Source organism: Vibrio sp. 779(2023) (assembly GCF_033344285.1).
Taxonomy (GTDB): domain Bacteria; phylum Pseudomonadota; class Gammaproteobacteria; order Enterobacterales; family Vibrionaceae; genus Vibrio; species Vibrio alginolyticus.
This window is the reverse complement of the sequence record NZ_JAWPOM010000010.1, coordinates 34,791-57,246: the sequence shown is the minus strand read 5'-3', so window position 1 is coordinate 57,246 and position 22,456 is coordinate 34,791. Positions and strand designations below refer to the sequence as shown.

Genomic DNA, 22,456 nt, shown 5'->3' with positions numbered 1-22,456 from the left:
CAGAGCATTCACTCAAACAGTTCTTCCCCATACGCAAACGCGATGGGCCTGTGCAGAAGTCTACGAATAACAAAAATACGGCAAGCAGTATTTGTCGAAACGCAAACTTTGCGCCCCCCGCGAGGGGAGCCTAAATTACTGTAATGCGAAATCTGGAGACGCATCGTGCATCTAAGTCCTAACGATTCAAATCAATACCGCTACATTACCTTGAGCAATGAACTGCGTGTACTGCTGATTCATTCCGATACAGCTCAACAGTCGGCAGCTGCTCTGGCAGTGAACGTTGGACACTTCGACGACCCAAACGATCGCCAAGGTCTGGCACACTATTTAGAACACATGCTTTTTTTGGGTACGGAAAAATACCCTAAAGTGGGCGAGTTTCAAAGCTATATTAGCCAACACGGTGGAACAAACAACGCTTGGACTGGTACAGAGCACACTTGTTTCTTTTTCAATATTGCTCCAAATGCCTTTGAAAGTGCCTTAGATCGATTTAGCCAATTCTTTACCGCACCTTTGTTTAACGAAGAAGCATTAGACAAAGAGCGACAGGCTGTCGACTCCGAATACAAGCTCAAACTTAATGATGATTCTCGTCGCCTGTATCAAGTTAACAAAGAAGTCATCAATCCAGAGCACCCGTTTTCAAAATTCTCTGTCGGAAACTTAGATACTCTTGGCGACCGAGATGGTAAATCCATCCGCGACGAAATTGTAGAGTTTCACCACTCTCAGTATTCCGCCGATTTGATGACACTGACTCTATTTGGGCCACAGTCGCTCGATGAACAGCAAGCTTGGGTAGAAACCATGTTTGCCGACATCCCAAATCACCGCCTTCGTGGAAAATCGATTGATGTACCGATAGGCACTGAGGAAAGCACGGGCATTTTGGTTCAAGTCGAGCCGCTCAAAGAGTTCCGTAAACTGATTCTCACATTCCCCATGCCGGGAATGGATGCGCATTATAGCGTGAAGCCACTCTCCTACTTTGCTCACCTGTTGGGTTATGAAGGAGAAGGCAGTTTGATGCTTCAACTCAAAGAAAAAGGCTGGATTACTTCTCTCTCAGCGGGCGGCGGCGCGAGTGGCAGTAACTACCGAGACTTTACCGTAAGCTGCACCCTGACGCCAAACGGCTTAGATCATGTTGATGATATCGTTCAAGCAGTTTTTCAATACCTCTCGATGATCAAACAAGACGGGTTAGATGAATGGCGCTATCTCGAAAAACAAGCGGTATTAGAATCGGCTTTTCGCTTCCAAGAGCCATCGCGCCCAATGGATCTCGTCAGCCATCTGGTGATCAACATGCAGCACTATCAACCGGAAGACACGGTTTATGGTGACTACAAAATGGCGGGCTACGATGAGGAGTTACAGCGTTCATTGCTGCGATACTTAACCATCGATAATGTACGCGTCACTTTGATTGCTAAAGGCCTGGAATACAACCGTACTGCCGAATGGTACTTTACCCCCTACTCCGTCACGCCTTTTAGTGAAGACCAACGTCGTTTCTATCAACAAATCGATCCAAGCTGGCAATTCGTCTTACCGAAAAAGAACCCTTATATTTGCTACGACCTCGACCCCATGCCACTCGAAAATGGTGACTCGCTGCCAGAGTTGATTGAGGATCTCGAAGGGTTTCGGCTGTGGCATTTGCAAGATGACGAATTTCGCGTGCCTAAAGGTGTCGTTTATGTCGCTATCGACAGCTCTCATGCCGTTGCATCACCAAAGAACATCGTCAAAACGCGCTTATGTGTAGAGATGTTCCTCGATTCGCTAGCAAAAGAAACCTATCAAGCAGAAATCGCAGGGATGGGTTACAACATGTACGCTCACCAAGGTGGCGTGACCTTAACCCTCTCTGGGTTCAGTCAAAAGCTGCCTCAGTTGCTGGAAATGATTCTGCACCGTTTTGCTTCTCGAGATTTCAGCCCTGCTCGCTTTGAAACCATCAAACAACAACTGTTACGAAACTGGAGAAATGCTTCACAAGATCGCCCTATTTCGCAGCTGTTTAACGCACTTACTGGGTTACTTCAACCCAATAACCCGCCTTTCGCAACCTTAGTCGAAGCGCTAGAAGAAATCGAAGTCGATGAACTCTCGGTATTCGTAGAATCCATTCTTGCAGAACTGCACGTTGAAATGTTTGTTTACGGAGACTGGCAACGCCAGCAAGCCCATGACATGGCTACGACCTTGAAGGATGCTCTAAGAGTTAACGAGCAACGTTATGAAGAGGCACTTCGTCCGCTCATTATGCTAGGTAAAAATGGCAGTTTTCAACGTGAGGTGCATTGTAACCAGCAAGATTCCGCGGTCGTTATTTACCACCAGTGCGAGGATATTGAGCCTCGTAGTATCGCGCTATACTCATTGGCCAATCACCTTATGTCGGCAACGTTTTTCCATGAAATCCGTACCAAGCAGCAATTAGGTTACATGGTAGGCACTGGCAATATGCCGCTAAATCGTCACCCTGGTATTGTACTGTATGTGCAGTCACCTAATGCAGCACCGGCCGAGCTGGTTACCTCAATCGATGAGTTTTTAAATGCCTTTTATATGGTGCTGTTAGAGTTAAACGATTACCAATGGCACAGCAGTAAGCGCGGCTTGTGGAACCAAATAGCAACGCCGGACACCACACTTCGAGGACGGGCTCAACGTCTTTGGGTTGCGATAGGAAATAAGGACACTGAGTTTAACCAACGTGACAAGGTACTGGCGGAGTTGAAGAAGCTGACGCGCGCAGACATGATTCGCTTCGTTGTGAACGAATTGAAACCTCGTACTGCAAATCGTTTGATCATGCACTCTCAAGGTCAAGCGCATTCGGAGGCTCCGCGCATCCATCTAGGACAAGAAATTGGATCAATTGAAGAGTTCCAACTTCGGCCAAAAGATTGCGGCTTGGGGTGATCTAGTTGCGCAGAAATAAAATTGTCGAATACTAAGTATGTACCTAGAGCCCAGTGAGATTGTCGGTCTCATAGATTGAATCGGCACCATAATTAGCAGAAAATTGAAATTACGCCATTACGGCTTATGCTCTAATTCCCCGCACTAAAAATAACTTAATGAGGTAGTCATGAAAAAAGCACTTTTACTTGTGGCTCTTATACTGCCATTGGCATCTGCTCACGCTGAAATCTCAGTCAAAGGCGATGGCTTCGAATTAAGTGACGACTGTGTGCGCCTTAGCGGAGACAATGTATCTATCAACTCAGATGATTGCTCTTCAAAGCAGTGGAATGATAAAGACAAAAAAGGTAACAGCAGCGTTCACGGGGACGACAACCCAGGTAAAGGCCACAATAAAGATAAGAAAGACAAGAAGAAGTAACCATTTCTTCTTTATGAAAAAGGCTTGCCACTGGCAAGCCTTTTTCTCTACCGAAGCAACGTTTAATAGAACGTTGTCCCTTCACCAGCTCGAGTAAGCAAACCATCACATGGCGCGTAACGATCGCCATACTTCGATGCAAACTCATTCATTTTCTCTACGAGCTCTTTAATGCCAAATTGGTCCATGTAACGGAACGGACCACCCAAGAACGGTGGGAAACCAATACCAAATATCGCGCCAATATCACCGTCACGTGGCGAGCGAATGATGCCATCATCCAAACAACGTACCGCTTCATTCAACATTGGCAACACACAGCGCAACGCAATATCGTTATCGCTTAGCTTAGATTCAGGGTCGAGCTTAAGCAGTTTGTAAACTGATTTGTCGACATCTTTCTTCTTGCCCTTGTAAGTGTAAAAACCCTTACCACTCTTGCGTCCTTTACGTCCATCATTTAACAAGATATCAAACACATCCGGGCCTTTGAATCGGTCACCTAACTCATTAACCAGAATCGGCATAATTTTCGCGCCAATGTCGACACCGACTTCATCCAGTAAGGTAATCGGGCCGACAGGGAAACCAAAGTCAAGCAACGCCGTATCAATTTTTTCGATCGGTTCGTTAGCCAGCAGAATATGCGCCGCTTCGTTCATGTATGGCGCAAGAATGCGGTTCACGTAAAAGCCCGCTTTGTCTTTCACTACGATCGGGGTTTTACCTTGCTTCTTAGCAAGTGCAACAACTGTTGAAACGGTTTCATCTGACGTCGTTTCATGCGGAATCACTTCCACCAAAGGCATTTTTTCTACTGGGCTGAAGTAATGCAAACCCACTACGTTTTCTGGACGCTCTGCTTTTTCTGCAATTTTGTGGATAGGCAACGAAGAAGTATTGGTCGCAAAGATAGTTTCTGACTTAGCGTTCGCTTCAATGTCCGCCACCATTTTTTGCTTAAGATCTAAGTCTTCAAAAACGGCTTCAATTACGACATCAATATGATTAAAACTGGTGAAATCGACACCACCAGACAGTTGCAGCATTTTCGCTTGCAGATCGGCCTTGGATAGAATGCGACGTTTGCGCTGTTTCTCAAATAACTTGTAGTTGTAGTTGAGCGCATTTAAAACGCCATCGTTGCTAACATCTTTGATGCGAACAGGTACTTTTGCTTTTGCAACAGACACATGGCTGATTCCGGCGCCCATCAGACCACCACCAAGCACACCAACTTTATGAACTGGTGCTGGTTTCGCATCCGTGCCATTTTCTTTCTTCATTTCTGTTGTGGCAAAGAAGATCGAACGGAGCGCTTTTGACTCTGAGCTCATCACAAGCTCACCAAAGCGCTTCGCTTCAAGTTCTTGGCCTTTAGCGAAGCCTTTCTCTAAGCCATGTTGAATAACTTCTAGAATTGCAACCGTTGCTGGATAGTTACCGCGAGTTTTTTGATTCGTTTTCTTCGCAGCTTGCTCAAATACAAACTTGCGCCCTAGCCCGCTACCAGACATCACCTTTTCTTTCGTCGATAGCTTTTTCGTACCCTTGTTTTTACCTTTGTCGATAAACTGTTTTGCTACGTCGAGCAAAATGGTGTCAGGCACACAGGCGTCCACAACGCCCAGTTTTTTAGCTTTCTTCGCACGAAGTTGTTTACCCGTCAGGATCAAGTCCAACGATGGTAACAGGCCAATCAAACGTGGCAGACGCTGAGTACCACCAGAACCTGGCAATAAACCAAGTTGTACTTCTGGCAGACCTAAACGCGTTTTGTCAGAATCCGTACAAACACGATAATCACATGCAAGAGCCAGTTCTAAACCACCGCCCAAACATGGGCCATGAATGGCCACAACGACAGGATACGGTAAGTCCGATAGCTGCTGGAACAACTCCTGACCCTGCCTTGCTAAGGCTTCCGCTTCACTTGCTGTGGTGCATGCTTCTAGCATTCTAACATCTGCGCCCGCAACAAAATTGTCCGGTTTTAGGGAGTGGATGATCATCCCTTTAATACCACTGGAGTCTTTTAGCTGAGCAAAAATTTCTTTCATTTCGTCAGCAAAAGCCGCCTGCAGCGTATTCATTTTTTCATTAGGAACATCGATGGCTAACCAAGCAATATTTTGCTCATCAACCTTTAGACTAAATGCTTTTTGCTCGCTCATTACTCAACCTCCAGAATCATTGCCGCACCAAGACCACCAGCAGCACATGCGGTATTCAATGCAATACCACCGCCACGGCGTTTTAGCTCTCGTAGGGTTTGCGTCATCATACGCGCACCAGTCGCAGCAAATGGGTGACCATAAGCAATTGATCCGCCAAGCACGTTGAACTTATCCATGTCAATTTCACCAATCGCTTTTGAGCGACCAAGGTTTTCTTGAGCAAACTTATCGGAAGCAAACATCTTCACATTCGCCAATGCTTGAGCAGCAAAGGCCTCGTGCATGTCGATCAACGTCAAATCTGACAGTTCCAAGCCTGTATTTTCAAGCACTTTCGCTGTGGCATAAGTCGGACCCATCAGCATGTCCTTTTCCACGCCGATAGCAGAGAATGCATAACCTCGGATGTAACCAAGGATCTCCATTCCGAGCTCTTTCGCTTTACCTTCTCGCATCAACATCACTGCCGCACCACCATCAGTCAATGGCGTACTGTTCGCTGCCGTAACACTGCCATACTGACGATCAAACGCAGGTCGCAATTTCGCGTATCCCTCAACCGTTGAGTCATGACGAATATTGTTATCTTCCGAAATCCACTTTTTGTATGGTTCAGGGAAAGCCGTCATCACTTCATCTTGGATTTTTCCTTCTTTCCAAGCTTGAGAAGCCAGCGTATGAGAACGATGTGCAAGCGCATCCTGTTCTGCGCGAGAAATACCATGTGTTTTAGCCATTTGCTCTGCAGTTTGTCCCATGGATAAACCCGTAGAGTACTCTGCTACTGCTGGTGGCACTGGCATCAGGTCTTTAAAGCTCAAGTTTTTGAGGATACTAAGCTTCTGACCCATTGTTTTTGTCTTACTAAGAGCAAGCAGATTAGCGGCCAGTTTCTTTGATACGCCAATAGGCAGGACGGAAGAAGAGTCTGCACCGCCAGCAATACCAATATCGATGGTTCCCGCCATGATGCTTTCTGCGACATTAACCGCCGCTTGAAAACTCGTCGCACACGCTCGAGTCACACTGTATGCATCAGTATGGATGTTCATACCAGTGCCTAACACGATTTCTCGTGCGATGTTTGGCGCTTCAGGCATTTGTACTACTTGTCCAAATACCACTTGTTCGATTAGCTTCGGATCAATATCTGTTCGAGCAAGCATTTCGCTTACTACCATTTTCCCTAAATCGACCGCTGGCACTTGGCTAAATTCCGTGCTTTGACGAGCAAAGGGAGTTCGAAGCCCCGCGACAATAGCGACACGCTCACCATTGCGTGTTTTTACTTCCTGCTTGCCCATTGTTTCTCCTTAAATACAAGAGGTCTGACCTGATGCATTGTAATGAATTTGTTAAATTTATCAAACGTGCGTTTAAATAAACGTGAAGCAAGTAGTTCAATTACTCTACTTCTTTGATTCTTATGCGATTACTAATGGTTAACTATAGAGAGTTAAAACGGTAAGAGGTATACGGAAAGTAAAATCGAAGCAAAAAAAAACCACACATAACTGTGTGGTCGGAATATCTATAAAACAATTAACTTACGCCAATTGAAAAGTAATCAGTTTCCTGATTAGGAGAAAGTAAAGTCAGCCTTCAAAAGGAAGTGTCATCTTGCTCAACATGTTAGTCGCAATGACTAACGAGATGACAAGGTGTACTATAACCCCTTCACTGCTTGATATTTTGAAATAGATCAATTTTATAGTGATTTTACGAGTTTTAAGCTCACCTAAAGCGATTATTGATTCAAAACAATTCAAGAATCCACCATCAGAAGTCCCTTTTAATGCTCCATCGAGTGAACTTATCCAAGCCATTGATTACTAATGATGATATTGTTAACAATATATATCAATTCGTGTTCGATGATATCTGACATTTGCGTATACACTTTTAGGTAACCACATGGCTTATTGTGTCAAAGGGGTTGCATGACAAATCCTGCAACCAAAACCGCTAAGCGATGAAGCAAATAAAGTCATGCTCAGAACAAATAAGAAACTCACAGAGCGAGGATGGAGGCTCCTGTGGCCATATTAAAAATGTTTGGAAAGAAAAATTCCAACAGTCCGGTCAACTCTGATATGGACAAGCAAAGAAAATACGAAGCGCTCGTCCGAGGGTATCATCGTGACTTGTACCGCTACGCATATTGGTTGTGCAAAGATAAAGCGGTCGCGGAAGATCTAGTTCAGGAAACCTGTCTTAGAGCTTGGAAGTCACTCGATAGCCTCCAGGACGAAAAAGCTGCCAAGTCTTGGCTCATCACAATATTGAGACGAGAAAATGCGCGCCGCTTCGAACGTAAACAATTTGATTTAGTTGATATCGATGATTACGGCAATGATGCTAAAGTCAGCGATGACTCACATCATCAGCAAGAATGGCTGCAGGCACAGATCATGAAGCTCGATGTTGAATACCGTGAGCCTTTATTTCTCCAAGTTGTCGGTGGTTTCAGTGGAGAAGAAATTGGCGACATTCTTGATTTAAATAAAAACACAGTGATGACTCGACTATTTCGCGCTCGTAATCAACTTAAAGAGATGTTGGATTCTCAAGATACCAAGAGAGGACAAAAGAATGGATGATTTAGAATTTCGTCGTCGTATTTTGTCGGATCCAAAACAAAAGGATGAAGAGATTCTGCAAGCTTTAGCTGGTAGCGACGCCAACAATAAGTTTGTTGATGACGTTTTGGATCTCGATGTAAAAATTAAACAAGCCATGAATGTGGATGTACCCGAAGATCTCGCAGATAAGATTTTATTTAGCCAGACGTCGAGTGTACTTGATGAAGAGAAGGTCGTCAGACCAAACTTTGTCCGCAAAGCAATGGCACTTGCCGCTTCTATTGCGTTCACCGCAGGATTATTCGTTGGTCAAGTAAACTGGGGAAATGTTTTGGTGTCTCCAGCACAAGCCAGTTTAGCGGATACCGCGATGAAACACGTTATTCATGAAGAACCGTTTGTTCGTCATCTTGATGAGGATGTACCGAGCTCGCAAATTAATGCGAAAATGTCGCCATTTCATTACCAGTTTAGTGAAAACTTTCCATATCACGTTTACTACCTAAACCACTGCGGTTTTGGCGAATCCAATGCGGTGCATATGGTGTTCCAAGGTCCAAAAGGTAAAGTAACGTTATTTATTACTGGTATTCCAAGCGAACAAAGTACCGACTTTAGTAAGGATGGCATGACCGGAATCGTTCAGCCCGTCGGGAGTTCAAGCCTGATTTTAGTCGGGGAAGAAGGTGAAAATATTGATGCGATCGCTACGACTCTTGCATCAATGATTAAGCCAATGTAACAACTTCGACGATTTCCAGCCTTCAAAAGGTTAAATGCCGCTAAATGATCTTATTTAGCGGCATTTTTGTATAAATAGAACACAAAACATTCACCACCCCTATCGCATTTAGAGCTTAAACTCTAAATTATGCATTTTAAGTGCAATTTCCCGTCTTTTAGACATCATTTCTGCAATTTTTATTCAATTTTATCCAATGGTCGGATTTGTCCAAGCAACTATTGATACTACTATCTGCGCCACTGAGCAAAAGCTCAATTTATCGTCCAAAGAGACGAATCTAATAAGGAAAAACAAATGACTCAGAACACGCGTCTGTTTAAAAAGACTCTCCTAGCAGTAACGGTAGCTTTTGCCTCAGGTCAATCGATGGCAGCGGGTTTCCAAATCAACGCTCAATCAGCAACTGGCATCGGCCGTGCATTTGCTGGTGATGCAGTAATCGCAGATAATGCAGCAGTAATGGCTCGTAACCCAGCAGCAATGGCTCTGTTTGATAAAATGGAACTGTCGCTAGGTTTCGAAAGCATTACTTCAATGATTGAAGTGAAAGATGCGAAATATAACGTTAATACTCCTTTGGGCTCCAGTACTGTAAATGTTGCTGACACTGATGATGTGGGTGATACGTCAATAGCTCCAAACATTCACCTAATCGTTCCAGTAAATGACAAGTTTGCATGGGGCGTAAACGCATACTCTAATTTCGGCACTAAAACTGAATTTTCAGATAACTACACCGCAACCGAGTACGGTGGTCTTACGGATGTAAAAAGCTTCAACTTTGGATTGGCGGGTTCTTACCGTTTAAACGAACAATGGAGCTTTGGTGCTGGTTTAGATTTAATCTACGGCCAAGGCACAATGAAGCGTACAACTAGCTCTTCAGTCCCAGGGGTTGGCGGTCAAAAAATTCTGGACGTAGATAAAGCTGATGGTTGGGCTGTTGGTTTCAACGTTGGTACTGTGTACGAACTAGATGAAAACAACCGTTTTGGTCTAGCGTATCGTTACAGCCCTGAATTTACGGCGAAAGACGACAAAGGTCAGGAAATCACGCTACCTCTACCAGATATGGCCGAGTTTTCTGGTTTCCACAAAATCCAAGACACTAAGTTTGCTGTACACTACAGCATCCAATACATCGGTTGGAAAGATTTCGACCAAATTGATTTTGAGAACCTAAATCAGGGTTTACTTAAAGGTGGTTACTCGAAAGACTATCAATGGCAAGATGGCTGGCACTACGCAATTGGTGGTACTTACTACCTAAACAACAACTGGACACTTCGTGCTGGTTACATGTACGACACAAGCGCTCAAGATAAAGTAACGTCTATCTCGGTACCAGACTCTGATCGCCAGTGGTTCTCCACAGGTTTCTCTTACCATATTGATAATAGCTCAAACATCGATTTTGGCTTCACGTACTTGTTAGGTGAAGATGTAAAAGTTAATGAGAATACTCAATTATCTCCTGTTCTTTCTACCGGTGTAACAGCAACAACTCATGCTGATGCAATTCTATTCGGCTTACAATACAGCCGTAGCTTCTAAACGCTTCGCTGTTAGTTAGTAGAAAAATACTTTATATAAAAGGCTGGATTTCCAGCCTTTTTTAATATCTGCGATTTATTGCCCACTCAATTTGAGTGAACACGTGTATCTAAATCTCACAATTAGGACGCACAGCTGTTCGCTGAATTCCGTTTACAAGCCTTTCACAGTTAGATAATTTAACCACCCAATCAACACTTGAGAGCATAATATTCCAAATGACTACTTGTGCTGGATTTTCATTTCTAAAGTAAAAACTCTACCTTTAAACTTTCGTCCCACGTTATAAACAAATCAGCGAACATTCGAATGAAAACCAACAAGACTCTTCTATCAACAGCAGTGGCATTAAGCCTACTTGGCACAACGGGCATGGCTAACGCAGCAGGTTTCCAACTTGCTGAATATTCTGCAACAGGCCTAGGTCGAGCATATGCTGGTGAAGCAGCAATGGCTGACAACGCAAGTGCACAATGGCGTAACCCAGCAATGCTAACTTATTTGGAAGGCACTCAAGTGTCCGTTGGTGCAATCTATGTGAACCCAAATATTGATATTGAAGGTGATGTAAACTTCCACGGTAGCACTTCTTCTGCATCTTCAGATGATTTCGCACATGATGCAATCATTCCAAACTTCTACCTATCACACCAATATAATGAGAAATTCGCGATTGGTTTGGCATTTGGCACCAACTACGGCATGGAAACCGATTTAGGTAAAGGCTTTGGTGCATCGCACTTCGGTAACGAAGCAAGCGTAACGACAATGGAAGCGAACTTAAACGCAGCTTACAAAGTCAATGAATCGATCAGCGTTGGTGGTGGTATCCGTTACATCATCGGCGAAGGCAGCTTTGGCGCAGCAGCTCCTAAGAATAACGTTGTAGGGTTAAACCCTGAAACTAATCAACCAATCAGTGTTCCTCAAGGTACCGCTCTAAAATACATGGAAGGTGACGATACCGCTTGGGGCTGGCAAGTTGGTACAGCATGGCAGATCAATGAAAATAACCGTATCGGATTCGCGTACAAATCTGAAGTTGAACTGAAGCTTGAAGGCCATGCTGAAGGTCTTGGTTTTGGCTTCGGTACTTCTGAACGCGACAACGGCTACATGTATCTAAACCTGCCTGCAACGGCTGAATTGGCAAGCTTCCACCAAGTAACAGACCAACTTGCGTTACACGCAAGCGTTAACTGGACGGATTGGAGCTCTTTCGAGAAATTGGAAGCACGTCTAAATACTGCTGGCACGCATATGGTTAAAGTAGAAAACTGGGAAGACAACTATCGCTTTGCTGTTGGTGCTACTTACCAGCTTGATCCTAAGCTAGCGCTACGCACTGGTATTGCATACGATACTTCAGCGGTAAGCGACAAAAACCGCACGATTACTATTCCAGAAACTGACCGCACTTGGCTAAGTATTGGCGCAACGTACGATTGGACGAAAGACTTCAGCCTAGACGCTGGCTTCACCTATATTTTTGCGAAAGACGCACCAATCGTTGAGTCTCGTGGTTACAAGTCAGACGACACTGCAGAACAAGTCGGCGGCCAATTCGTAGGCGAAACTACGGGTAATGTTTGGCTAATCGGTGTTCAAGCAAACTACCGTTTCTAACCAAGCTGCAAAATACAAAAAAGGCTTAGTATCAGCTAAGCCTTTTTTCATTTCTCGATTATGAAGAACAACGCTTAAAAGTCTTCTAGATATTCATCTAAATACTCTTCTTCTTCGATGTTAACTTCTTCTACCGTTTCAACTTCTGCTTTAAAGTTTTGACGCTGTATATAAACATCGCGAGTTAGAATATATGGATCCGGCGACGAGTCTAGCTGCGCTTCTTGCGGTACTAATAAAGCACGCTTCTCCATTCCTTCAAACGCCCACTTACCCAAACTCGCCCAGAAGTTGAGATAAGAGAGGGGTAAATACGTACTATCTACGGTATCTGTCACTTCACGTAAGGTATACGGACCATAACCTGGAACCATGAAGTAAGGACCATTTCCAACACCATAGTGGCCTACTGCATCACTGAACGCTTTCTCGTCGTACTTCGTAATACCCGCGGCACTTGCAATATCGAATAAACCGAAAATACCGAACGTCGAGTTAATCCAAAAACGGTTAAAGTGGTCCACAGCTTTCGTACCATTACCCATGATTAAGTTATTAACCATGCTTGCTGGCTCATCTAAGTTCGATAAGAAGTTAGCGATACCAGAACGAATAGGAACTGGCGTGTATTCTACATACGCAAGTGATACAGGACGAACCAAATACGGATCTAAATATTCGTAGTTGAGTTCCCACATGGTTCGGTTAAAGCCTTCCAACGGGTCATACACATCAGAAGTCGTTTGATTTGTTTCTTGTCCTGTTACTGCTTCATCAGGCGCACTTGAACAGCCAACCAGTCCAACGGCTAACAGCAACAAGAAGGTAGATTTACCCTTGTTATACATTTTATTTTCCATAACGACTATTAATGTACCTAAGTCACCCCGATTAACCATTGTACGTATGTTGAGCAGGATACATAGTAAAGATGACTCAGATATGGGAATAAATAAAGGCCAGCAATCGCTGGCCTTCGGTATTCTACTCGATCGTTTAGAGTCATACCACTAAAGGCAACTGACTCTACCTCGTTGTCATGTTTCAGAGACAGATGTTAACAATTAATACTGCTGATCAATGGTCACTTCTACTGGTGCGCCAAATTCAACGACGTCACTTTCTCCGTGCCAATCTTGATCACGCGTTGCTACGTTACCGTCAGAATCTACACGCACACGGACGATGAGCTTATCGAGTGTAGATAACTTTTGCCCTTGCATCATGGCATTGCCATCATCTAATACGACTGTGCGAGGGAAAGTACCTAGCGGATAACGAGCAGCAGCCACAGGCATTGGGGAGCCATCTGAACGATGTACTGACACAATCAGAACTGCGTTTGGATCCAACTGAGCATTTGGTGCCACATTAATTGTCACAGCTACACTCTTATCCGGTGAAACCGCTTCGCCCATTTGCTTACGAGCACTCTCAATACTGCGTGACAACATCTCGTAGCGACTATCTTCTGGACCAATCATTTGCTGCATGATTCCCCAGTACTTGATGGCTGCCGGGAAGTCTTGACGCTCAAACGCATCGAACGCTAACAAAGAAAACACACGCAGATCGACATAGTCTTGCTGCATCAGCTTGCCGAGTAATGAGCGAGCCGTCGCTTGATCCATTTCCTCTTGAGACAGCATCAGAGCTTGTGCATAACCCAACATCACATCTGGGTCTTTGGGCTCTAGGCGGTACGATTTTTCCATCGCATCGATAGCTGTGGTGACATCACGATTTGCTAACGCAATACGACCTAGCAGTAACCAACCTGTCGAGTCTTCCGGCTGGTAATGTAAGCGAGTTCGAAGGGCAAGGGTCAAATCCGCCATTTCATCGTCACTCAGCGGCTCAGAAGAAGCCGACATCAGCTTTTTCGATAACTCAGGTAGATTTGCAGACACTTCTTGCCATTGAACAATATCGTCTGACGCGCCAAATTTATAATACAAACCATAGCTCAGCACCACCGTCAGAATTACCGATGGAACTAAAACCGCGATTGGAGAAACCTTAGTTTCTTTTTGCGCTTTATCACCAGGGATATCGTCAAGCAGTGATTGCTTTAGATCAGAAATCAGTTCGTCTTCACTTTCAACTAGACCTTCGTCAGTTTCTTCTGCAAGCTCAGATAGTCGGTCTTTATAAAATGCCTTGTTAAGCTCATCGCGTAACACATCATCATTGTTCGCTTTTTGTTTAAGCAGCGGCAAAGCCACCAGCGCACAAGCAATAAGCGTGAGAACAACGGTGGAAATCCAAAATAGTGTCATTACTTCTTATCTCCGTTGTTCTCTTCTTCAAGCAATGCTTTTAAACGAGCTTCTTTTTGCTCATCCCATTGCTCGTCATTGCTCGCTTTTGCCTTAACTTTAGATTTACGGCTACGCAGTACAATCAAACCAAAACCACCCAGTACTACAGCGAGTGGCCCTAGCCACAAAATCGCAGTCGCGACCGTAAATGGTGGGTTGTAAGTCACGAAGTTACCGTAACGGGCGATCATGTAATCAACAATCTCATCTTTGGACTTACCTTCTTTGGTCATTTCGTACACCTTATGGCGTAAGTCCTGAGCAAGTTCAGCGTTAGAATCCGAGATCGTGTTGTTCTGACATTTAGGGCAACGGAGCGTATGGCTTAACTCTTTGAACTGCTGTTCTTGTTCCAAATTATCAAACTCGTACACTTCAATGGCCGCATGAGCAGCAAGAGATAATGTCATCGCAGCAAAAACGGCAAGAATTAGCTTTCTCATTGCTTCGCCTCCTCAACCAATTTGTTGTAAAGCGGCTCCAGTGTTTCTGACCAATTACGTGGGTTTACATCCCCTACATGGCGATAGCGAATCACACCATTTGCATCAATAATGAATGTTTCTGGAGCACCATAAACACCAAGGTCAAGGCCAAGCATACCACTGCCATCAAATAGGCTGATCAAGTACGGGTTGCCGAGATCATTCAGCCAACCTATTGCTTTATTACGATCATCTTTGTAATTCATACCGATGATCTTAACGCCCTTACCCGCCAATTCGTTTAGGTATTTATGCTCTGCATAACACGTTGGGCACCACGTTGCCCAAACGTTCAAGAGCAACGGTTCACCTTTAAAAATTGATTGGTCGTACTGTTTTCCAGGCTCAGCCAGATCTTCTAAATGAAATTCAGGAACTGGCTTACCAACCAAAACCGACTCCAATTTAGTTGGATCATCGCCCTCTTGGTTACGCATTAATTGGGTTGCGAAAATGCCCGCTAGAATCATGAAAGCGACAAGCGGAATAAATAAGATTTTCTTATTCATGTTATGCCTCCTGCTCTTTTGACTTCGCGTTTTTCTTCGGCGATTTACGGAAGCGGTAGCGTTTATCAGAAATCGCTAGTGCGCCGCCTAATGCCATAATCAAAGAGCCAGCCCAAATCCAACGAACGAACGGTTTATAGTAAATACGAACAGCCCAAGATCGGTTGTCGTCTAAACGTTCACCCATTGCAATGTATAGGTCGCGGCTAATACCACGGTCAATGGCTGCTTCAGTCATCATAGACTTAGCCGTACGGTAGAAGCGCTTCTCTGCGTGAAGCGTATTCACGTATTTGCCATTGTGTGTGATCTCAAAGTCTGCGATGTAGCCATCGTAGTTTGGACCATCTTTATCACGCAAGCCTGAGAAGTAGAAATCATAACCTTGAATTTGGAAGTGTTCGCCAGGTGCTAAACGTACATCTCGCTCGATGCTGTAGTTCTGTACCATCGCAATACCGATAACAGATACCGCCAGACCAACATGACTCAACATCATTGCCCAGTGGCTACGTTGCAGCTTGCGAACACCTTCACTAAAGCTATGACGGTGCGTTGCTCGCTCGTACAATTCAAAGCCATGCATCGCAATAATCCAAATCGCCATCACCCAACCAATGTAAGCCATGGTTGAGAAGAAATCGGCAAACAGGTACACGCATAGCGCGGCCAAAGCGAAAGCAAGCACACCTGAAACGAGCATTGGTTTCACAAGTTTAGATAAACTGTCTCGCTTCCAGCGAATAAGAGGACCAATACCAAGCAGAAAAGCAAATGGCATCATTAACCACGCAAATAGCATGTCAAAGAATGGCGCACCGATAGAGACCGACCCCAAACCAAGCTGCTTGTGTACGAGCGGCAACAGTGTCCCCACTAACACCACAACAAGAGCGGCGATAAGTAATACGTTGTTGGCTAAGAGCGCATTTTCACGTGAGACTAAGTCGAAGTTACCTCGTACACGCACTGCTGCCCCTTTTACGGCAAACAGCAATAAAGAGCCACCGATAACGAAAACGAGGAAGCCTAGAATAAACATACCGCGCGACGGGTCAGACGCGAACGCGTGCACCGATACTAAAATACCGGAACGGACTAAGAAGGTGCCCAACAAACTCAACGAAAATGCAGAGATTGCCAATAGTACCGTCCACGCTTTAAATGTGCCGCGTTTTTCTGTCACGGCAAGAGAGTGCATTAATGCGGTACCCGCTAACCAAGGCATGAATGATGCGTTTTCTACTGGGTCCCAGAACCACCAGCCACCCCAGCCAAGTTCGTAGTAAGCCCACCAAGAACCCAGTGCGATACCAAGTGTTAAAAATACCCATGCAGCGGTTGTCCAAGGACGAGACCAACGAGCCCAAGCCGTATCAAGGCGTCCGGTCATTAGGGATGCGATCGCAAAAGAGAATGCAACCGAGAAACCAACATAGCCCATGTAAAGCATTGGCGGGTGAACAATCAAACCAGGGTCTTGAAGCAGAGGGTTCAAGTCACGTCCGTCAACCGGGAAGAACGGTAACGTACGTAGGAATGGGTTCGACGTTAGGATGATAAACAGTAGGAAACCCACTGAGATCATGCCCATAACAGCAAGTACACGTGCAACCGACTCTTGCGGCATACCACGACTAAACGTCGCTACAGCGACAGTCCAAGCAGCTTGGATTAACACCCATAGCAACAGTGAACCTTCGTGCGCACCCCATACTGCGGTTAAACGGTAGTACCAAGGAAGCTGACTATTCGAGTTGCTCGCTACATACTGTAACGTGAAGTCGTTGGTATAAAATCCCCAACATAAAATGGCGAAAGAGAACAACAGCATCAGGAACATAGACCAAGATAGCGGTCGCGCTGTGTTCATGAGCATGGTGTTATTATTCGATGCTCCCCACAATGGCAATACGCTCAACAGCACTGCCATTGCAAGCGAAAGAATGAGAGCAAAGTGACCGATTTCAGCAATCATTGGCCGCTTCCTTGTTTCTGTTCGGTGCTGTATTGAAGCGGTTCATGCGTTTTTTTCATCGCTTCTGCAATTTCTGGTGGCATGTATTCTTCATCGTGCTTCGCTAGGACCTCAAATGCCTCAACTGTCGTGGCATCTTTCAGTACACCTTGAGCAACAATACCCTGCCCTTCACGGAACAAGTCAGGAAGAATACCGTCATAGGTAATCGTCACTTTCGGACCGACATCGTGCAGGTCAAAACTCACTTTCAAAGAATTAGGATCTCGACGAACTGAGCCCACAACCACCATTCCACCGATACGCAGACGCTGGCCTACTTCTGGCTTGGTGCCATCTGGCTTACCATTAACCAATTCCGTTGGAGTATAGAAAAGGTCCATATTTTGATTAAGCGCATAAAGTATCAAACCAATGGTGGCACTAATACCGATAAAGATCGCTAGTACAATACCTAGCCTCTTTTTACGTCTCGGGTTCATAAGGTGTTCTCCATGTTCTTCGCTGCGTCGATACGAGCTTGACGGTCAATTTTTGCTTTCACTTCTTTCAATAATGCATCACCGCGGCGAAGGCTAGTGATCAGAAGAATCAGCATGGATAAGAAAGTAATACCAAACGCACTCCATACGTATGATGCGTAGCCACCCATGGCAAAAAAGTCGCTCAGAGATTCAAAATGCATAATCAGTTACCTCACTGAGTTTGTTCTGTTGCGAGTTTGCGCACCCAAGGGCGGTGACTTTCTTTACTGATGATTTCGTTACGAAAACGGACCATCGTCACGGCACCAAAGAAGAACGCAAAGCCAAAGATGTTCAGCAATAACGGCCAAAGCATGTCGGATGAAATAGAAGGTTGTTCAAATTTCGTGATCGTCGCACCTTGATGAAGCGTGTTCCACCATTCCACGGAAAAGTGAATGATAGGTAGGTTTACTACGCCTACGATCGCTAAGATACCAGCGGCTTTTGCGGCGGTTTTTTGATCGTCAAACGCATGGTAAAGCGCAATCACACCAAGGTAGAGAAATAGAAGAATCAATTCAGATGTAAGACGGGCATCCCATACCCACCAAGTGCCCCACATAGGCTTGCCCCAAACAGCACCTGTAAGTAGAGCAATAAAAGTAAATACTGCACCAATCGGAGCCATCGCAAGTGCCGCCATATCAGATAGGCGAACTTGCCATACTAGGCCAATAAATGCAGCAATCGCCATCGACATATAAACGCCCATAGACCAAATAGCTGATGGGACATGAATGTAGATAATTCGGAAACTGTCACCTTGTTGGTAATCTGAAGGCGCAAATGCAAGCCCCCAAACCGTACCAACCGATAAGCATACGAGGGCCAATACAGAAAACCAAGGCAGAAACTTACCACTCAAACGATAAGCTGCTTCTGGCTTGGCATAAGGATGTAGCCATTTCCACATGTTTTGTTCTCACTCTTACTTCAGGGACACTGTCTAAAGGGTTGAGACCGTAGCAGTGCTTTAATAATAATTCTTTGATCAAGCGCCGCTTCATTGGCACTTTATTGAGTTAGTTAACACTAACTCGCAATGCGGCACTAATGGCAAAAGGCGTTAATGTCATCGCCCCCATTAGCATCGCACCTAAAATCGCTAGTTGACCGTTATACGCCATACCGAGTGCGGCAGCATCAATTGCCGATGTTGCGAAAATCAAAATTGGGATGTAGAGCGGAAGAATAAGCAAACTCAAAAGAACGCCACCCTTTTGCAACCCAACAGTCAACGCCACACCAATGGCGCCAATAAAACTTAGTGTTGGTGTACCGATCATCAAGGTTAATACAACCGATAGCCAAGTATTGAAGTCGAGCGAAAGTAAAACCGCCAATAATGGGCTAATTAAAATCAGAGGTAACCCTGTTAACAACCAATGTGCTATGACCTTTGAAACCACGACAAGTTGCAATGGAATCGGCATTAGCATCATTTGTTCTAGTGCACCGTCTTGAAAATCATCACGAAATAGACGCTCTAATGATAATAAGGCGGACAGCAATGCGGCAACCCAAACGATGCCCGCTGCAATACGTGCTAACAAATTAGGTTCTGGTCCAATACTCAGAGGAAAGAGAGTAATGACAATAATAAAGAACCACAGCGGGTTCAGAATGTCTGCCTGACGGCGAAATGCGATTAGGAGCTCACGACGAATGATGGTGGTCATCGAGGAAATCATATCAGTCACCCAGCTTTATTTTTCTAAGTTTCGGGCTGTCCGCAAACATATCTTGATGCGTCGTCAACACAACAATACCGCCATTATCAGCATGACTTGCGAACAAAGATTCAAGCACCTTGACGCCTTGCTTATCAATGGCAGTCAACGGCTCATCTAAAATCCATAAAATTTGCTTACTGAGCCATAACCTTGCCAATGCGACTCGTCGTTGCTGACCTGCGGAAAGTTGTGCTACAGGCACATCTTCTCGACCAGCTAATCCTACTTGAGTCAAAGCGATAAAGATTTCTTCGTCTGAAGAGCGATTATTTTGAATAGATTGATAAAAACGTAAGTTTTCTAATGCGGTAAGCTCTCGTTTCACTCCTGTTTGATGTCCTAAGAAAAGCAGATCTTGATGGAAAACATCACGAGATTTTTCAACCTCTTCGCCTTTCCATTTAATGACACCTTCTTCTCTATCACCTAACCCTGTCACAATCCGTAGCAATGTAGTTTTACCAGTACCATTACGCCCTTCGATCTGGACCAATTCACCAGGCTTAATTTCAAACTGCAGGTTTTCAAACAGAACCCTTTCATCACGGATTGCTGTCAGGTTAGATACTTCTAACATAGAGCTTCAACTAAAAAATGAACGAGCCGCTATATTAGCACAGCTTAGTTATGACAAAACAGGATAAGAGGGCTAGGTTACATGTAAGTTCATGTATTTTTGTTAATTAATCATCACACTTTAATAAAATTAACTATAAGTAGTTATAAGCGCTCATTTTGAATTTGAGAGGCCAGAGCTAAGAGCAAGATCGACTGAAGGTTGTCTAGGGTTGTATTTAAGAAGAGCATTAGAGGCTAAAAACAAAAAAAGAGGCGTAATAACGCCTCTTTTTTTCGCTTGATAACCTTTAGCGTCGACGACGTCCACGCGTTGGATATTCTGCGTCATCTGATGGCTGACCACTTAATGGTGGAATCTTCTCTTTCCCCGCCAGTTTCTTCTGCAGTGAAAGCATCAACTCAGCTTCGGCTTTTGGTAGTTCGCACTCTTCAATCAGCTCGTTGATATCAGCGCCAAGCTGTACCATTTTAGAAGCACGACTATACAAGCGACCATCAGTATCAGCGTGTTCGAGTTCGCGAATTCTCTCGTTTAAGTGCTGAATAATGTCTTGTTGCTCCGTCACTTTTTGTCCAAGACCAACGACAACCGAGCGCACTTCGAGTAACTGCTTACTCAACTTTTGCACTTCTTTATCTGCGTGTCGAGATTGAGCTCGTTGTTGGTCTAACTGCTTTTGTAACCCCGAGCGAATCCGCAGTTGCAAAACAACCAATACTAACACGATAAAAGCGACGCCACCCGCAAGGAATGGAGCAGATAAAAGAGTCTCTTCAGCCATCATCATTCAGCCATTAAAGGTGAGCCATCTCGTCCCACTCGTCATCTGTTAGCAGCTTGTTCAAATCCACAAGGATAAGAAGCTTGCCGTCACGGTTGCTCACACCCTGGATGAACTTCGCACTCTCGTCGGTACCAACTGAAGGCGTCGTATCAATTTCAGAAGAACGCAGATAAACGACTTCTGCCACGCTATCTACTAAGATACCAATCACTTGACGCTCTGACTCGATCACAATAATACGAGTGTTGTCGGTGACTTCGCCTTCCATCAGGCCAAAACGTGAACGTGTATCGATAACAGTAACTACATTACCGCGTAGGTTGATGATACCAAGTACATAATCTGGTGCACCTGGAACAGGGGCAATTTCAGTATAACGAAGTACTTCACGAACTTGCATTACGTTGATGCCGTACGTTTCTTCTTCTAGCTGGAACGTCACCCACTGAAGAACTTCGTCATTCGATGCATCTTTCTTCACTTCTACTTCAAAAGCTTGAGACATAGTTAATCCTCGTTAATGTCGTTCCCGACTTAAATCTAATTCAGTGATTTGACATCTAAACCGGCGTTTAGCATGTCAATGAGCGCCTGGACATGAATTAAGGCACACATTTTTTCTTTTACCATGCCCGCTAGCCAAGGGCGTTTACCCGCCTGCTCACGCCAGCGAACCTTGTCGATATTAAGCGTTTCAGTCCCCATTAATTGGTTACTGGCCAACCCCCACATGCTCTCACCAAGCATGACGACATATTGGTAGTTATCTTTATAGCTATCATCACGAAGCTTATCTGCCATCACCCATTTCGCGGTATCGACGACATCAAACTGTTGCTCGCGATTTGTTTGTAGCCCCAAATACCAGGCGGGTTTTCCTATCAAATGGTTAAGCTCGCTAATGCGATGAATACCACCTAACTCATCAAGAGGTACAGCAAACGTGACACCATTCACATCAAAGTAAAGAACTTGGAAGTCCTCACTTCGCTTCGTGCTTTCCCAGACCGTTGGTATATCGGAATCTGCTTGTGTTTCGAGTTCAGTATCGACGTTCGATTCTAGATTGATACTTTGTTCGATCACTGCGTGAGGTTCATCCACCTCTGGTTGCGCTTCCTCAAAAACTGGCTCATCAATCACCCAGTCCTGTATTTCCTCAACACCCTGAAGCTCAGGCACCTCACTAAAGGTTTGTACCTCAGGCTCAGCCGCTTTTATCTCTGCTGCAATATCAATCGTATTTTGTTCAAGAATACTATCAATATCCAACTCAGCCACTGGGTTGCTTGCTTCAAGCTGACTTAATAGCCTTTGAACATCTTCCAGGTTTGGAGCTTCCAACTCTGGCGGATATGTTTCTTGAAACTGGTACGTTTCTGGCTCCGAGTATTGTAGCTGTAATTCTGGCTCTGGCTCTGGCTCTGGCTCTGGCTCTGGCTCTGGCTCTGGCTCTGGCTCTGGCTCTGGCTCTGGCTCTGGCTCTGG

Annotated in this window: 21 protein-coding genes; 6 read left to right on the top strand and 15 right to left on the bottom strand. The window is 44.8% G+C overall.

Annotated features, from left to right (window positions below; genetic code table 11):
• Positions 1-165 precede the first annotated feature (165 nt).
• Both R8O70_RS14085 and R8O70_RS14080 read left to right on the top strand, forming a co-directional pair.
• The gene (locus R8O70_RS14085; RefSeq protein WP_053304161.1) at positions 166-2,943 is read left to right on the top strand and encodes an insulinase family protein; all 2,778 of its coding nucleotides are present in this window, start codon (positions 166-168) and stop codon (positions 2,941-2,943) included.
• A 169-nt stretch (positions 2,944-3,112) separates the two neighbouring features.
• Positions 3,113-3,367: a hypothetical protein gene (locus R8O70_RS14080; RefSeq protein ID WP_017635936.1), complete on the top strand. Its 255-nt coding sequence runs from the start codon at positions 3,113-3,115 to the stop codon at positions 3,365-3,367.
• A gap of 62 nt (positions 3,368-3,429) precedes the next feature.
• Here R8O70_RS14080 and fadJ read toward each other — a convergent pair whose 3' ends face one another.
• Positions 3,430-5,541 carry a fatty acid oxidation complex subunit alpha FadJ gene (gene fadJ, locus R8O70_RS14075; protein ID WP_064377298.1) on the bottom strand — a complete coding sequence of 704 codons (2,112 nt, stop codon included), beginning with the start codon at positions 5,539-5,541 and terminating at the stop codon, positions 3,430-3,432.
• Positions 5,541-6,848, bottom strand: coding sequence for an acetyl-CoA C-acyltransferase FadI (gene fadI / locus R8O70_RS14070; RefSeq protein ID WP_005384447.1), 1,308 nt, complete (start codon positions 6,846-6,848; stop codon positions 5,541-5,543). Before fadI ends, fadJ begins: the two co-directional genes overlap by 1 nt.
• A 720-nt stretch (positions 6,849-7,568) precedes the next feature.
• Between fadI and R8O70_RS14065 the strand changes: the two genes are divergently transcribed.
• The 4 genes from R8O70_RS14065 to R8O70_RS14050 all read left to right on the top strand — a co-directional run bounded on the left by R8O70_RS14065 (position 7,569) and on the right by R8O70_RS14050 (position 12,051).
• Complete coding sequence (locus R8O70_RS14065) at positions 7,569-8,144, top strand: sigma-70 family RNA polymerase sigma factor (protein ID WP_005380528.1); 576 nt, start codon at positions 7,569-7,571, stop codon at positions 8,142-8,144.
• The gene (locus R8O70_RS14060) at positions 8,137-8,868 is read left to right on the top strand and encodes a DUF3379 domain-containing protein (RefSeq protein WP_258623410.1); all 732 of its coding nucleotides are present in this window, start codon (positions 8,137-8,139) and stop codon (positions 8,866-8,868) included. The genes R8O70_RS14065 and R8O70_RS14060 overlap by 8 nt, the downstream gene beginning before the upstream one ends.
• 297 nt (positions 8,869-9,165) lie before the next feature.
• The gene (locus R8O70_RS14055; RefSeq protein ID WP_053304159.1) at positions 9,166-10,425 is read left to right on the top strand and encodes an outer membrane protein transport protein; all 1,260 of its coding nucleotides are present in this window, start codon (positions 9,166-9,168) and stop codon (positions 10,423-10,425) included.
• 309 nt (positions 10,426-10,734) lie between these two features.
• Complete coding sequence (locus tag R8O70_RS14050) at positions 10,735-12,051, top strand: outer membrane protein transport protein (RefSeq protein ID WP_005380525.1); 1,317 nt, start codon at positions 10,735-10,737, stop codon at positions 12,049-12,051.
• A gap of 74 nt (positions 12,052-12,125) precedes the next feature.
• On the opposite strand, the gene R8O70_RS14045 is transcribed toward R8O70_RS14050, so the two are convergent.
• The 13 genes from R8O70_RS14045 to R8O70_RS13985 form a co-directional block, all read right to left on the bottom strand.
• Positions 12,126-12,899, bottom strand: coding sequence for a VacJ family lipoprotein (locus tag R8O70_RS14045; protein ID WP_005380523.1), 774 nt, complete (start codon positions 12,897-12,899; stop codon positions 12,126-12,128).
• A 216-nt stretch (positions 12,900-13,115) separates the two neighbouring features.
• Positions 13,116-14,330 (bottom strand): c-type cytochrome biogenesis protein CcmI, encoded by a 1,215-nt coding sequence (ccmI, locus tag R8O70_RS14040; protein WP_054575506.1) that lies wholly within the window; start codon positions 14,328-14,330, stop codon positions 13,116-13,118.
• The gene (locus R8O70_RS14035) at positions 14,330-14,815 is read right to left on the bottom strand and encodes a cytochrome c-type biogenesis protein (RefSeq protein WP_256913646.1); all 486 of its coding nucleotides are present in this window, start codon (positions 14,813-14,815) and stop codon (positions 14,330-14,332) included. The genes ccmI and R8O70_RS14035 overlap by 1 nt, the downstream gene beginning before the upstream one ends.
• Positions 14,812-15,366, bottom strand: a complete 555-nt coding sequence (locus R8O70_RS14030; RefSeq protein ID WP_005380518.1) for a DsbE family thiol:disulfide interchange protein — start codon at positions 15,364-15,366, stop codon at positions 14,812-14,814. The genes R8O70_RS14035 and R8O70_RS14030 overlap by 4 nt, the downstream gene beginning before the upstream one ends.
• 1 nt (position 15,367) lies before the next feature.
• Positions 15,368-17,344, bottom strand: a complete 1,977-nt coding sequence (locus tag R8O70_RS14025; RefSeq protein WP_258623420.1) for a heme lyase CcmF/NrfE family subunit — start codon at positions 17,342-17,344, stop codon at positions 15,368-15,370.
• Positions 17,341-17,826 (bottom strand): cytochrome c maturation protein CcmE, encoded by a 486-nt coding sequence (ccmE, locus tag R8O70_RS14020; protein WP_005380516.1) that lies wholly within the window; start codon positions 17,824-17,826, stop codon positions 17,341-17,343. The genes R8O70_RS14025 and ccmE overlap by 4 nt, the downstream gene beginning before the upstream one ends.
• The gene (gene ccmD / locus R8O70_RS14015) at positions 17,823-18,029 is read right to left on the bottom strand and encodes a heme exporter protein CcmD (protein ID WP_005380515.1); all 207 of its coding nucleotides are present in this window, start codon (positions 18,027-18,029) and stop codon (positions 17,823-17,825) included. The genes ccmE and ccmD overlap by 4 nt, the downstream gene beginning before the upstream one ends.
• Positions 18,030-18,040: 11 nt before the next feature.
• Positions 18,041-18,784: a heme ABC transporter permease gene (locus tag R8O70_RS14010; protein ID WP_005380513.1), complete on the bottom strand. Its 744-nt coding sequence runs from the start codon at positions 18,782-18,784 to the stop codon at positions 18,041-18,043.
• Between the two features lie 109 nt (positions 18,785-18,893).
• A complete protein-coding gene (gene ccmB, locus R8O70_RS14005; RefSeq protein WP_005380512.1) occupies positions 18,894-19,562 on the bottom strand; it encodes a heme exporter protein CcmB in 669 nt (222 codons plus the stop codon).
• Position 19,563: 1 nt separating this feature from the next.
• Positions 19,564-20,181 carry a cytochrome c biogenesis heme-transporting ATPase CcmA gene (gene ccmA / locus R8O70_RS14000; RefSeq protein ID WP_005380511.1) on the bottom strand — a complete coding sequence of 206 codons (618 nt, stop codon included), beginning with the start codon at positions 20,179-20,181 and terminating at the stop codon, positions 19,564-19,566.
• 289 nt (positions 20,182-20,470) lie between these two features.
• The gene (locus R8O70_RS13995; protein ID WP_031777229.1) at positions 20,471-20,965 is read right to left on the bottom strand and encodes a DUF2802 domain-containing protein; all 495 of its coding nucleotides are present in this window, start codon (positions 20,963-20,965) and stop codon (positions 20,471-20,473) included.
• A gap of 13 nt (positions 20,966-20,978) precedes the next feature.
• Positions 20,979-21,473 carry a chemotaxis protein CheW gene (locus R8O70_RS13990; RefSeq protein ID WP_005380507.1) on the bottom strand — a complete coding sequence of 165 codons (495 nt, stop codon included), beginning with the start codon at positions 21,471-21,473 and terminating at the stop codon, positions 20,979-20,981.
• Between the two features lie 35 nt (positions 21,474-21,508).
• On the bottom strand, positions 21,509-22,456 hold a 948-nt coding region (locus tag R8O70_RS13985), incomplete at its 5' end, for a chemotaxis protein CheW (protein WP_318184218.1).